General features: G+C 64.2%; 13 protein-coding genes. 11 read left to right on the top strand and 2 right to left on the bottom strand.

Annotation, left to right across the window (positions count from 1 at the left end):
• The first annotated feature begins 32 nt into the window (after positions 1 to 32).
• The 8 genes from livH (at position 33) to CXQ81_RS08935 (ending at position 6,480) form a co-directional block, all read left to right on the top strand.
• The gene (gene livH, locus CXQ81_RS08970; RefSeq protein WP_007926616.1) at positions 33 to 956 is read left to right on the top strand and encodes a high-affinity branched-chain amino acid ABC transporter permease LivH; all 924 of its coding nucleotides are present in this window, start codon (positions 33 to 35) and stop codon (positions 954 to 956) included.
• The gene (locus CXQ81_RS08965; protein ID WP_101337031.1) at positions 953 to 2,209 is read left to right on the top strand and encodes a high-affinity branched-chain amino acid ABC transporter permease LivM; all 1,257 of its coding nucleotides are present in this window, start codon (positions 953 to 955) and stop codon (positions 2,207 to 2,209) included. Before livH ends, CXQ81_RS08965 begins: the two co-directional genes overlap by 4 nt.
• Positions 2,206 to 2,973 (top strand): high-affinity branched-chain amino acid ABC transporter ATP-binding protein LivG, encoded by a 768-nt coding sequence (livG, locus tag CXQ81_RS08960; protein ID WP_009047385.1) that lies wholly within the window; start codon positions 2,206 to 2,208, stop codon positions 2,971 to 2,973. Before CXQ81_RS08965 ends, livG begins: the two co-directional genes overlap by 4 nt.
• Positions 2,974 to 3,675 carry an ABC transporter ATP-binding protein gene (locus CXQ81_RS08955; protein WP_007926621.1) on the top strand — a complete coding sequence of 234 codons (702 nt, stop codon included), beginning with the start codon at positions 2,974 to 2,976 and terminating at the stop codon, positions 3,673 to 3,675. It begins immediately after the preceding gene.
• A 298-nt stretch (positions 3,676 to 3,973) separates the two neighbouring features.
• Positions 3,974 to 4,279, top strand: coding sequence for a DUF2282 domain-containing protein (locus CXQ81_RS08950; protein ID WP_101337030.1), 306 nt, complete (start codon positions 3,974 to 3,976; stop codon positions 4,277 to 4,279).
• A gap of 28 nt (positions 4,280 to 4,307) precedes the next feature.
• Complete coding sequence (locus CXQ81_RS08945; protein WP_256593466.1) at positions 4,308 to 5,192, top strand: DUF692 domain-containing protein; 885 nt, start codon at positions 4,308 to 4,310, stop codon at positions 5,190 to 5,192.
• Complete coding sequence (locus CXQ81_RS08940; protein WP_101339393.1) at positions 5,189 to 5,974, top strand: DNA-binding domain-containing protein; 786 nt, start codon at positions 5,189 to 5,191, stop codon at positions 5,972 to 5,974. The genes CXQ81_RS08945 and CXQ81_RS08940 overlap by 4 nt, the downstream gene beginning before the upstream one ends.
• Positions 5,975 to 5,976: 2 nt before the next feature.
• Positions 5,977 to 6,480 (top strand): DoxX family protein, encoded by a 504-nt coding sequence (locus tag CXQ81_RS08935; RefSeq protein WP_101337028.1) that lies wholly within the window; start codon positions 5,977 to 5,979, stop codon positions 6,478 to 6,480.
• A 133-nt stretch (positions 6,481 to 6,613) separates the two neighbouring features.
• On the opposite strand, the gene CXQ81_RS08930 is transcribed toward CXQ81_RS08935, so the two are convergent.
• Positions 6,614 to 7,522 carry a LysR family transcriptional regulator gene (locus tag CXQ81_RS08930; RefSeq protein ID WP_101337027.1) on the bottom strand — a complete coding sequence of 303 codons (909 nt, stop codon included), beginning with the start codon at positions 7,520 to 7,522 and terminating at the stop codon, positions 6,614 to 6,616.
• Between the two features lie 106 nt (positions 7,523 to 7,628).
• Between CXQ81_RS08930 and CXQ81_RS08925 the strand changes: the two genes are divergently transcribed.
• The 3 genes from CXQ81_RS08925 to CXQ81_RS08915 all read left to right on the top strand — a co-directional run bounded on the left by CXQ81_RS08925 (position 7,629) and on the right by CXQ81_RS08915 (position 10,783).
• Positions 7,629 to 8,228, top strand: a complete 600-nt coding sequence (locus CXQ81_RS08925) for a short chain dehydrogenase (RefSeq protein ID WP_101337026.1) — start codon at positions 7,629 to 7,631, stop codon at positions 8,226 to 8,228.
• A gap of 147 nt (positions 8,229 to 8,375) precedes the next feature.
• Entirely contained in the window at positions 8,376 to 9,059 is a 684-nt protein-coding gene (locus CXQ81_RS08920) for a COG3650 family protein (RefSeq protein WP_101337025.1), read from the top strand.
• A gap of 110 nt (positions 9,060 to 9,169) precedes the next feature.
• Positions 9,170 to 10,783 (top strand): NAD(P)/FAD-dependent oxidoreductase, encoded by a 1,614-nt coding sequence (locus CXQ81_RS08915; protein ID WP_101337024.1) that lies wholly within the window; start codon positions 9,170 to 9,172, stop codon positions 10,781 to 10,783.
• Between the two features lie 66 nt (positions 10,784 to 10,849).
• Here CXQ81_RS08915 and CXQ81_RS08910 read toward each other — a convergent pair whose 3' ends face one another.
• A complete protein-coding gene (locus CXQ81_RS08910; protein WP_101337023.1) occupies positions 10,850 to 11,944 on the bottom strand; it encodes a PLP-dependent cysteine synthase family protein in 1,095 nt (364 codons plus the stop codon).
• Between the last annotated feature and the right edge of the window lie 85 nt (positions 11,945 to 12,029).

Raw genomic sequence — 12,029 nt, 5'->3', positions numbered from 1 at the left:
GAAATGCGTATCAGGTTTTTAGGAGCGCTGTAATGCCTGACCTCTATCACTTTTTCCAACAGCTGGTTAACGGTCTCACCGTTGGCAGCACGTATGCCCTGATCGCCATCGGCTATACGATGGTTTACGGCATCATTGGAATGATCAACTTCGCCCACGGCGAGGTGTACATGATCGGTTCCTATGTGGCGTTCATTGCCATCGCGGGCCTGACCATGATGGGACTCGACAGTGTCCCGCTCTTGATGACCGCGGCCTTCATCGCGACCATCGTCGTTACCAGTGCCTACGGCTACAGCATCGAACGGATCGCCTACCGCCCCCTGCGCGGCAGCAACCGTCTGATCCCGCTGATCTCGGCCATCGGCATGTCGATCTTCCTGCAGAACACGGTTCTGCTGGCGCAAGACTCCAAGGACAAATCCATCCCCAACCTGATCCCGGGCAACTTCTCCATCGGGCCGGGTGGCGCACATGAAGTGCTGATCTCCTACATGCAAATCGTGGTGTTCGTGGTGACCCTGATCGCCATGCTCGGCCTGACCCTGTTCATCTCCCGTTCCCGCCTGGGCCGCGCCTGCCGTGCCTGCGCCGAGGACATCAAGATGGCCAACCTGCTGGGTATCAACACCAACAACATCATCGCCCTGACCTTCGTGATCGGTGCCGCGCTGGCGGCGATCGCGGCCGTGCTGCTGAGCATGCAATACGGCGTGATCAACCCCAACGCCGGCTTCCTGGTCGGTCTCAAGGCCTTCACCGCCGCGGTACTGGGCGGCATCGGCAGCATTCCGGGCGCCATGCTGGGCGGCCTGGTACTTGGGGTGGCGGAAGCCTTCGGTGCCGATATCTTCGGCGACCAGTACAAGGACGTCGTGGCGTTCGGCCTGCTGGTTCTGGTGTTGTTGTTCCGGCCAACCGGCCTGCTGGGCCGTCCGGAGGTTGAGAAAGTATGACTAGGAATCTTCGACAGGCGTTCTTCAGCGCCTTGCTGGTGTGGGCCGTCGCCTACCCGATACTCGGTTTGAAACTGACCATCGTCGGCATCAACCTGGAAGTCCATGGCACCAGCCCCACCACCCTGATGATCATCGCCGCGTGTTCGGTGCTGATGTTCCTGCGGGTGCTGTTCGACCAGCAGATCAGCGCGGCCTGGAAGTCCTCGCCCAACATGCCGGTGATCCCGGCCAAGGCCAGTAACTTCCTGACCCTGCCGACCACCCAGCGCTGGATCATCATTGCGTTGATCATCGGTGCGCTGGTCTGGCCGTTCTTCGGCTCCCGCGGCGCGGTGGACATCGCCACCCTGGTGCTGATCTACGTGATGCTCGGCCTGGGCCTGAACATCGTGGTCGGCCTGGCCGGCCTGCTGGACCTGGGGTACGTCGGCTTCTACGCCGTGGGCGCCTACAGCTACGCGCTGCTGTCGCACTACTACGGCTTGAGCTTCTGGATCTGCCTGCCTATCGCCGGCCTGATGGCGGCCACTTTCGGCTTCCTGCTGGGCTTCCCGGTATTGCGCCTGCGCGGTGACTACCTGGCGATCGTGACCCTGGGCTTCGGTGAGATCATCCGCCTGTTCCTGCGTAACCTGACCGACCTCACCGGTGGTCCGAACGGTATCAGCAACATCGATAAACCGACGTTCTTCGGCCTGTCCTTCGAACGCCGGGCCGCCGAGGGCGTGCAGACCTTCCACGAGTACTTCGGCATCGAATACAACTCGATCAACAAGGTGATCTTCCTTTACCTGGTCGCGCTGTTGCTCGCGCTGTTCGCCCTGTTCGTCATCAACCGCTTGCTGCGCATGCCCCTGGGGCGTGCCTGGGAAGCCCTGCGTGAAGACGAAATCGCCTGCCGCGCACTGGGCCTGAACCCGACCGTGATCAAGCTGTCGGCCTTCACCCTGGGTGCCTGCTTCGCCGGTTTCGCCGGCAGCTTCTTCGCCGCGCGCCAGGGCCTGGTGACGCCGGAGTCCTTCACCTTCATCGAGTCCGCGACCATCCTCGCCATCGTCGTGCTGGGCGGCATGGGCTCGCAGCTGGGCGTGGTCCTGGCGGCCACCGTGATGATCCTGCTGCCTGAACTGATGCGCGAATTCAGCGAATACCGCATGTTGATGTTCGGCGCCATGATGGTGCTGATGATGATCTGGCGTCCTCAAGGCCTGCTGCCCATGCAACGCCCACACATGGAGTTGCGCAAATGAGCCGTGAGATCCTCAAAGTAACGGGCCTGAGCATGCGCTTCGGCGGCCTGCTGGCGGTCAACGGCGTGGCCCTGACCGTCAAAGAGAAACAAGTGGTATCGATGATCGGCCCGAACGGCGCCGGCAAGACCACGGTGTTCAACTGCCTGACCGGTTTCTACCAGCCCACCGCCGGCAGCATCCTGCTCGACGGCGAGCCGATCCAGGGCCTGCCCGGCCACAAGATCGCCCTCAAGGGTGTGGTGCGCACCTTCCAGAACGTGCGGCTGTTCAAGGACATGACCGCGGTCGAGAACCTGTTGATCGCGCAGCACCGTCACCTGAACACCAACTTCCTGGCCGGCCTGTTCAAGACCCCGGGGTTCCGCAAGAGCGAGCGCGAGGCCATGGAATACGCCGAGTACTGGCTGGAAAAGGTCAACCTCAAGGAGTTCGCCAACCGTCCCGCCGGCACCCTGGCCTACGGTCAGCAACGGCGCCTGGAAATCGCCCGCTGCATGATGACCCGTCCGCGGATCCTCATGCTCGACGAACCGGCCGCCGGCCTCAACCCGCGGGAAACCGAAGACCTCAAGGCGCTGATCGGCGTGCTGCGCGAAGAGCACAACGCCACGGTGCTGCTGATCGAACACGACATGAAGCTGGTCATGAGCATTTCCGACCACATCGTCGTGATCAACCAGGGCACGCCCCTGGCCGACGGCACGCCGGAACAGATCCGCGACAATCCTGAAGTGATCAAAGCCTACCTGGGGGAAGCGTAAATGCTGCAGTTCGAAAACGTTTCCACCTTCTACGGCAAGATCCAGGCGCTGCACAGCGTCAACGTCGAGATCCGCCAGGGCGAGATCGTCACCTTGATCGGTGCCAACGGCGCCGGCAAATCCACCCTGCTGATGACCCTCTGCGGTTCGCCGCAGGCCCACAGCGGCAGCATCCGTTACCTGGGTGAGGAACTGGTGGGGCAAACCTCGGCGCAGATCATGCGCAAGAGCATTGCCGTGGTGCCGGAAGGTCGTCGGGTGTTCGCCCGCCTGACCGTGGAGGAGAACCTGGCCATGGGCGGGTTCTTCACCGACAAGGGCGATTACCAGGAGCAGATGGACAAGGTCCTGGGCCTGTTCCCGCGTCTCAAGGAACGCTTCAACCAGCGCGGCGGCACCATGTCCGGCGGCGAACAGCAGATGCTCGCCATCGGCCGCGCGCTGATGAGCAAGCCCAAGCTGTTGCTGCTCGACGAACCGTCCCTGGGCCTGGCGCCGATCATCATCCAGCAGATCTTCGACATCATCGAACAGCTGCGCCGTGACGGCGTGACGGTGTTCCTGGTGGAACAGAACGCCAACCAGGCGCTGAAGATCGCCGACCGTGCCTATGTACTGGAAAACGGCCGGGTGGTGATGCAAGGCACCGGCGAAGCCCTGCTGACCGACCCCAAGGTGCGCGAAGCCTATCTGGGCGGCTGAGCACTTGCTGCAAACAAGAACGGCCCTGCGGGGCCGTTTTTTTTCGCCTGGAAATCGCCCCCCTGTAGCCGCTGCCGCAGGCTGCGATCGGGGCAACGCCCCGCACAGGCTGACCACTCGGAAGGCTCGGTACACCGTGCTGCCAGTGATTGCGCCGGCTTCGCCGTCGATCGCAGCCTGCGGCAGCGGCTACAGAAAAATTTCCACCGCGGCTTGTAACAAACCCCAGCGACCTTTCTCTAGAGGGGTAAGCAGGCACGAATGCCTGCCTACCCACTACCTTTTCTGGAGAAACACCATGACCGCTACCACTCGCACCCTGTCCGCCGCCGCCCTGGCCCTGGCCCTCGGTTCTGCCTTGAGCATCGCCGTGCTGCCGACCACCGCCCAGGCCGCCGACGACATGGAGAAATGCTTTGGCGTCGCCATGAAGGGCAAGAACGATTGCGCGGCAGGCGCGGGCACCACTTGTGCCGGTACCGCCAAGGTCGACCACCAGGCCAACGCCTGGAAGCTGGTTCCTAAAGGCACCTGCGAGAAAACCGCCAGCAGCACCTCGCCTACCGGTTTCGGCCAACTGCAAGCCTACAAAGCCAAGTCGTAAGCAACCTGCCTGAGTGTCGATGATGAACATGGCCGTACCACTCCCCCTCCATCCCGCCACTCAGGCGACCGTCTCCAGCCTGCCGCAACGCGCCGGGCTGGGGCTCAAGACCGAGCACTTTCGCCAGGTCCTGAAGGAACAGCCCGATATCGGCTTCTTTGAAGTCCATGCGGAAAACTACATGGTCGCTGGCGGGCCGTTCCATCACTACCTGGGGCTGATCCGCGAACAGTATCCGTTGTCGCTGCACGGCGTCGGCCTGTCGATCGGTGCCGAAGGTCCGCTGGACCAACAGCACCTGAAACGCCTGGCCGTGCTGATCGAGCGGTATCAACCCCAGTCCTTTTCCGAACACCTGGCCTGGTCCAGCCATGGCCCGGTGTTTCTCAATGACCTGCTGCCCCTGGCCTATGACCGGCCGACCCTGAACCGCGTCTGCGAACACATCGACCAGGTGCAGAGCACACTGCGCCGCCCCATGCTGCTGGAGAACCCGGCGACCTACCTGGAGTTTCGCCAGTCGAGCATGGACGAGGCCGAATTCATCCGCGAGGTGATACGCCGCACCGGCTGCGGCCTGTTGCTGGACGTGAACAATGTCTACGTGGCGTGCATCAACCACCGGCGCGACCCGCTGCCCTATATCGATGCCCTGCCGCTGCACGCGGTGGGCGAGATCCACCTGGCCGGGTTTGCCGAAGACACCGACAGCCTGGGCGACCGGCTGTTGATCGACGATCACGGCGCGCCGATCGATAACGCCGTATGGGCGCTGTACCTGCGGCTGCTGGAACGGATCGGAGCGACCGCGACCCTGATCGAGCGCGACAACCAGGTGCCGGCGTTTTCCGTGCTGCACGCTGAAGTACGCCAGGCGGATGAGCTGCTGCAATGCGCCAGGAGGCTGCCGTGAACACACAAGCCAGCTTCGCCAGCGCCCTGTTCGACTCCGAGCAACCCTGCCCTGCGGACCTGTACTGCGGCAACGGCGCCGACCCGGCCAGCCGCTTCGCGGTGTACCGCAACAATGTGCAGAGCTCGTTGATCAACGCCCTGGCCGATGCCTATCCGGTGGTGGCGCAACTGGTGGGCGATGAGTTCTTCCGGGCCATGGCCGCGCTCTACGTCAGGTGCTTCCCGCCCACCAGCGCCGTGCTCAGCGACTATGGCCATGACTTCGCCGATTTCATCGGCGGTTTCCCTCCCGCCGCCGGCGTGCCTTACCTGGCCGATGTCGCGCGCCTGGAGCGCCTGCGGGTCACCGCCTACCACGCCGCCGACGCCTGCCCGGTGCCACTGGCGCAGCTCGCGACGGCCATGGCCGAGCCGCAAACGCTGGGGCAATTGCTCCTGGAACTGCATCCCTCGCTCGGCCTGCTGAACTCGCCCTATCCGGTGGTCGATGTATGGGCCGCCCACCAGGGCGATGACGACTGGCAAGGCGTCGACCTAAAGAACATCGACCTGTGCCAAGGACAAGACGCCCTGGTACTGCGTCATGAGCTGGAGGTCGAGGTGTTCGCCATCGACGCCGGGGTCGCCTGCTTCATCCATGCCCTGCACCACTCGCAGCCACTGCAAGTCGCCGCGGCCAATGCCTTGGCTGTCGATCCGGCGTTCGAGCCGAGCCAGGCCCTGGCGCTGCTGATCGGTCGCGGCGCCATCACTCGCCTGTCCCCCCATTCCGAGGTCTGAACATGCACACCCACTGCACCAAGCATCACCCGCTCACCCATGGGGTGAACCGGCTCATCCAGCTGCTGGAGCGTATTCCCCACAGCCTGATCGCCTTTATCGCGCGCTTCTCCATTGCCGCGGTGTTCTGGAAGTCCGGCCAGACCAAAATCGAGGGCCTGGCCATCGACCTGTTCTCCGGGACGTTCGAGTTCGGCATGCCGCGCCTGGCCGACTCGACCATTCCCTTGTTCCAGAGCGAGTACCAGGTACCGCTGCTCTCCCCCGAACTGGCCGCACACCTGGCGGCATTCGCCGAGCATCTGTTCCCGCTGCTGCTCCTGGTCGGTTTCGCCACGCGCTTCTCTGCCCTGGCGCTGCTGGGCATGACCCTGACCATCCAGCTGTTCGTCTACCCTGACGCCTACCCGACCCACGGCACCTGGGCGGCGGTCCTGCTGTACCTGATGGCCCGCGGCCCCGGCAAGCTGTCCATCGACCACCTGATCGCCCGCCGCTATCGCTGAGCCCCCGCTGTAGCGCTGTAGCCGCTGCCGCAGGCTGCGATCGGCCCCGAAGGGGACGCAAGGTCTTGAGATCGCTGAAGGCCTTCGGCCTTATCGCAGCCTGCGGCAGCGGCTACAGGCGCAAACCGTCAGGTCAAAGGCGATCCAGCGCTTCGCCGCTGCGCTTGAACCAGCCGATCAGGTAATCGGCCAGGACCTGGGTACGCCTGGGCAACCCGCCCTGATACGGATGCACCAGGTACATCGGCATGCTGCGGGTCTGGTAATCGCGCAGCAGCCCGCGCAAACGCCCGTCGGCCAGTTCCGCCTGCAGCAGGTAGGACGGTAGTCGGGCGATCCCCGCCCCCACCAGCGCGGCCTTTTTCAGCAGGTTGTAGTGATTGCTGGCGAAAGGTCCCGACACCCGTACCCGAAACAGTTCGTGCTGCTGGTGATAGAGCCACTCCTCACGGCCGCTGTAATGGCTGTTGAGCAGGCAGCGATGCTCGGCCAGGTCCCTGGGCGCCTGTGGCTCGCCATACTGTTCCAGGTAAGCCGGGCTGGCGCAGGTCATCTCGTGCCAGGCCAGCAGCGGCCTGGCCACCAGTCGTTGGTCATTGGCCACTTCCGAACGGATCGCCAGGTCGAAACCGTCCCGGGACAGATCGCGGTAGTTGTTGTTCAGCTCCAGCTCGATCTGCACCTCGGAGTACTGCCGGGAAAACTCCAGCAGCAGGCCTTCGAAGAAAGTCTCGCCCAGGGACACCGGCACCGTCAGCCGCACCGGCCCGGCCATGTCGTCCTTGAGCCGCGCCAGCGCCTGGCGCGCCCGCTCGACCTGAACCAGCAGCGCCTGGGCCTGGGGCAACAAGGCGGCGCCCGCCGCGGTCAGGCTCAAGCGCCGTGTGGTGCGCTGCAACAGCACCACCGCGAACTGCGTCTCCAGGGCGCTGATGCGCTTGGACAATTGCCCCTTGCTGCACCCCAGTTGCTGGGCGGCCAGGGTAAAACTGCCTGCCTCGATCAGCACGGCGAACGCCGCCAGGTCATCCATCTCACTCATGGATTGTTTCCATTTGAAAACCAAAGGTTGCCTATTAACGCGCTAATCAACAGGAAAAACCAGCACTAGACTGCAACCTCGTTCAACCCACGCGAGGAACAACCCCATGAAAATTCTTCTGATCGGCGCCAACGGCACCATTGGTTCGGCCGTCGACAAAGAGCTGTCGCAACGCCATGAAATCATCCGCATCGGCCGCAACAGCGGTGATTTCCAGGTGGATATCAGCGACAGCGCCTCGATCCGCGCACTCTTCGAGCAAACCGGCACATTCGACGCGCTGATCTGCGCCGCGGGCAATGTCACCTTCGCGCCGCTGGGCGAGATGAGCGCCCAGCACTTCGCCCTGGGCCTGCAGGACAAGCTGATGGGCCAGGTCAACCTGCTGCTGATCGGCCGCGAGTTCGCCAACGACGGCGCCTCGTTCACCTTCACCTCCGGCATCCTCAACCGCGACCCGATCCGCAGTGGCGCCTCGGCGGCCCTGGTCAACGGCGCCATCGACGGCTTCGTCCGCGCCGCCGCCATCGAACTGCCACGCGGCCTGCGGGTGAACTCGGTGAGCCCGACCGTGCTGGAAGAAGCCATGGACAGCTACGCCCCGTACTTCCGTGGCTACAAACCGGTTCCCGGCGCCGATGTGGCGCTGGCCTACGCCAAGAGCGTGGAAGGCCTGCAGACTGGCCAGACCTTTATCGTCGGCTGACCCACGCCTCTGCAGGAGCGAAGCTTGCTCGCGATAGCGCTGCACCCGGCACACCGCAGCGCCTTCCTACAGAGACGTAAATGGATCCAGGGTTGTGATGAACGGTCAGGCTGCGTAACGTGGCGGCACTTGATTGGAGACCCGACGATGCGTGCCGCCCGTTCCCTTGTTTGTATTGCCCTGCTCCCCCTGTTTGCCGGTTGCCAGATGCTGTCGGTGTTCGATGGCCAGTCCCGGACGCAGTCCCAGGCCGGCCAGACCCGCATGCAGGGCACGCTGACCGCCGCCGACGGCCAGTTGCTGTTCAAGCCCTGCATCGGCGAGCAGCGTTATGTGGTCAAGGACAACGGCGGTACCAGCATCCTCCAGGAAGCTGCCAGCCTGGCCGACCAGCAGGGCACGCTGTTCGCCGACCTGCGCGGGCATTTCTCCCCGAGCAAGTCCGGCGGCGCCGACAGTGAAGTGGCGCTGAGCCAGCTGTACCGCATCGAACGCTCGAACGACGCCTGCAGCGATCCCGACTTCCCGCGCCTGATCCTGCGGGCCAGTGGCAAGTCCCCGGACTGGAACGTCGACGTCAGCGCCAAGGGCATGCGCATCGAACGCGCCGGCCAGCCGGCGCTGGCGCTGCCCTACCTGGAAGAGCAACTGGGCGACGGCCGTTTCAACCTCAGCAGCGAAGCCAACAACCGCCACGTCGAACTCTGGGTCGCGCCGCAGCGCTGCGTGGACAGCAAGACCGGCAGCGTGCAGCACCTGACGGCGGAACTGCGGGTCGATGGCCAGGTCCAGCGCGGTTGCGCCTATTTCGGCGGCTCGCGCAGCGACTGAGGCGACGGGCAACCGTTTTAACCTCACGGGGTCCGGGCTTTGCGGCTTATAATCGCCGGTTTGTAAAACCGCCCTGACGCATTGGTGCGTCCCGCGAACCGGACCCTGTCATGTTACGAATCACCGAACTCAAGCTGCCGATCGACCATCCCGATGAAGACCTGCGCCCTGCCATCCTGCAGCGCCTGGGCATCGCCAGCGAGGACCTGCTCGACTTCACCCTGTTCAAGCGCAGTTACGACGCGCGCAAGAAGTCATCCGAGCTGTGCTTCATCTATACCCTCGATCTGAACGTGCGCGACGAGGCCAGGCTGCTGCACAAGTTCGCCGACGACCGTAACGTCAACCCGGCGCCGGATGTCAGCTACAAGGTCGTCGGCCAGGCGCCCACCGACCTGGAACAGCGCCCGATCGTGGTGGGTTTCGGCCCCTGCGGGATTTTCGCCGGCCTGCTGCTGGCGCAGATGGGCTTCAAGCCGATCATCCTCGAGCGCGGCAAGGAAGTGCGCCAGCGCACCAAGGACACCTGGGGCCTGTGGCGCAAAAGCGTGCTCAACCCGGAATCCAACGTGCAATTCGGCGAAGGCGGCGCGGGGACCTTCTCCGACGGCAAGCTGTACAGCCAGATCAAGGACCCGAAACACCACGGCCGCAAGGTCCTGCACGAGTTCGTCAAGGCCGGCGCGCCGGAAGAGATCCTCTACGTCAGCAAGCCGCACATCGGCACCTTCCGCCTGACCGGCGTGGTCGAGAACATGCGCCAGCAGATCATCGCCCTGGGCGGTGAAGTGCGCTTCGAGCAACGGGTGACCGACGTGCTGATCGAAGACGGCCAGCTGGTCGGCGTCGAGCTCAACAGCGGCGAACAGATTCACTCGAAACACGTGATCCTGGCCCTCGGCCACAGCGCCCGCGACACCTTCCGCATGCTCCACGGCCGTGGCGTGTACATGGAGGCCAAGCCGTTCTCCGTGGGTTTCCGCATCGAACACCCGCAGTCGTTGATCGACAGCGCACGCCTGGGCAAGTACGCCGGTCACCCGAAGCTCGGCGCCGCCGACTACAAGCTGGTGCACCACGCGAAGAACGGCCGTTCGGTCTACAGCTTCTGCATGTGCCCGGGCGGCACCGTGGTGGCGGCGACCTCCGAGCCGAACCGCGTGGTCACCAACGGCATGAGCCAGTACTCGCGCAACGAGCGCAACGCCAACTCCGGCATCGTGGTCGGCATCACCCCGGAAGTGGATTACCCGGGCGGCCCGCTGGCCGGTATCGAGCTGCAGGAACGCCTGGAATCCCACGCCTTCGTGCTCGGTGGCAGCAACTACGAAGCACCGGCGCAACTGGTCGGCGACTTTATCGCCGGCAAGCCGTCCACCGCCCTGGGCAGCGTCGAGCCGTCCTACAAGCCGGGCGTCGCCCTGGGCGACCTGGCCCTGGCCCTGCCGGACTTCGCCATCGAGGCGATCCGCGAAGCGCTGCCGGCCTTCGAGCGGCAGATCAAGGGTTACTCCCTGCACGACGCGGTGCTGACCGGGATCGAGACCCGCACCTCGTCGCCGCTGCGCATTACCCGCGACGAATCGATGCAGAGCCTGAACGTGAAAGGCCTGTACCCGGCCGGTGAAGGCGCCGGTTATGCCGGCGGCATTCTGTCGGCCGGTGTCGACGGGATCCGCATCGCCGAAGCGGTGGCGCGCAATATCCTCGGCATCGAGGCGTAAAAAAAGGCCCCTTTACAGGGGCCTTTTCACAGGCAGGCTCGCTCCCCAAGGAGCGGGCTTGCAGCCTCAGATGCCAGCGCGCAATACGCTGGCCGGCAACGCCTCGCCACGTTCCACACTCGCCGCCACCGACTCGATCAAGGCCGTCAACTGGTAACCCTGGGCGGTCAGCCAGTCCTGATCGTAATAGGTGGTTGCATAACGCTCGCCACCGTCACACAGGATGGCGACGATCGAACCACTCTCGCCGGCCTGTTTCATCTGCTGCGCCGCCATCAGCGCGCCGATCAGGTTGGTACCGCTGGAACCGCCCACCCGCCGTCCCAGGCGCTGCGCCAGGTAATGCATGGCCGCCAGCGACAGGGCATCCGGCACCTTGACCATCGCATCGATCACCTTGGGCAGGAACGACGCCTCGACCCGTGGCCGGCCGATCCCTTCGATGCGCGAGCCGCAATCCAGGCGCAGGCTGGCGTCACCGCTCTGGTAGTAATCGAAGAACACCGAACGCTCGGCGTCGGCGCAGAGTACCCGGGTGCAATGCTGGCGATACCGCACATAACGCCCCAGGGTAGCGGTGGTGCCGCCGGTGCCCGGACTGGAGATCAGCCATTTGGGCTCCGGGTAGCGCTCGAAGCGCAGCTGCTGGAAGATCGACTCGGCGATGTTGTTGTTCGCCCGCCAGTCGGTGGCGCGCTCGGCGTAGGTGAACTGGTCCATGAAATGCCCGCCGCCCTCCCGGGCCAGGCGCTCCGACTCGGCGTAGATCTGCGTCGGGTCCTGCACCAGGTGGCTCTTGCCGCCGTAGAAGGCGATCTGCGCGATCTTTTCCTGGGACGTGGTGGCCGGCATCACCGCAATGAACGGCAAGCCCAGCAGGCGCGCGAAATAGGCCTCGGAAATCGCCGTCGAACCACTGGACGCCTCGATCACCGGCGCCCCGGGCTTGAGCCAGCCGTTACACAGCGCATAGAGGAACAACGAACGCGCCAGGCGATGCTTGAGGCTGCCGGTGGGATGGCTGGACTCGTCCTTGAAATACAGCTCGATGCCCGGCAGGCCCGGCAGGGGCAAGGGGATCAGGTGGGTGTCGGCGCTGCGCTGGAAGTCGGCTTCGATGATCCGGATGGCCTCGCGGGCCCACTGACGGTTGTCGCTCATGGTGTTTTCTCGTTGGCTCGAACGCCACACAGGACGCAGAAAGATGAAGTGCACCCAGCATAGGCGATCCAGGCACAAGGAAAAT

This window comes from Pseudomonas sp. 09C 129, assembly GCF_002843625.1.
Lineage (GTDB): Bacteria > Pseudomonadota > Gammaproteobacteria > Pseudomonadales > Pseudomonadaceae > Aquipseudomonas > Aquipseudomonas chlororaphis.
Note: the sequence above shows the minus strand (reverse complement) of the source record. Positions and strands in the feature narration are given on the sequence as shown.

Bases quoted from the DNA above. Each gene is read 5' to 3' on its own strand.
- CXQ81_RS08920 (WP_101337025.1), top strand. From the start codon at position 8,376: ATGCGTGCCGCCCGTTCCCTTGTTTGTATTGCCCTGCTCCCCCTGTTT.
- CXQ81_RS08955 (WP_007926621.1), top strand. From the start codon at position 2,974: ATGCTGCAGTTCGAAAACGTTTCCACCTTCTACGGCAAGATCCAGGCG.
- CXQ81_RS08930 (WP_101337027.1), bottom strand. From the start codon at position 7,522: ATGAGTGAGATGGATGACCTGGCGGCGTTCGCCGTGCTGATCGAGGCA.
- CXQ81_RS08945 (WP_256593466.1), top strand. From the start codon at position 4,308: ATGGCCGTACCACTCCCCCTCCATCCCGCCACTCAGGCGACCGTCTCC.
- CXQ81_RS08935 (WP_101337028.1), top strand. From the start codon at position 5,977: ATGCACACCCACTGCACCAAGCATCACCCGCTCACCCATGGGGTGAAC.
- CXQ81_RS08965 (WP_101337031.1), top strand. From the start codon at position 953: ATGACTAGGAATCTTCGACAGGCGTTCTTCAGCGCCTTGCTGGTGTGG.
- CXQ81_RS08910 (WP_101337023.1), bottom strand. From the start codon at position 11,944: ATGAGCGACAACCGTCAGTGGGCCCGCGAGGCCATCCGGATCATCGAA.
- CXQ81_RS08950 (WP_101337030.1), top strand. From the start codon at position 3,974: ATGACCGCTACCACTCGCACCCTGTCCGCCGCCGCCCTGGCCCTGGCC.
- livG (WP_009047385.1), top strand. From the start codon at position 2,206: ATGAGCCGTGAGATCCTCAAAGTAACGGGCCTGAGCATGCGCTTCGGC.
- CXQ81_RS08915 (WP_101337024.1), top strand. From the start codon at position 9,170: ATGTTACGAATCACCGAACTCAAGCTGCCGATCGACCATCCCGATGAA.
- CXQ81_RS08925 (WP_101337026.1), top strand. From the start codon at position 7,629: ATGAAAATTCTTCTGATCGGCGCCAACGGCACCATTGGTTCGGCCGTC.
- livH (WP_007926616.1), top strand. From the start codon at position 33: ATGCCTGACCTCTATCACTTTTTCCAACAGCTGGTTAACGGTCTCACC.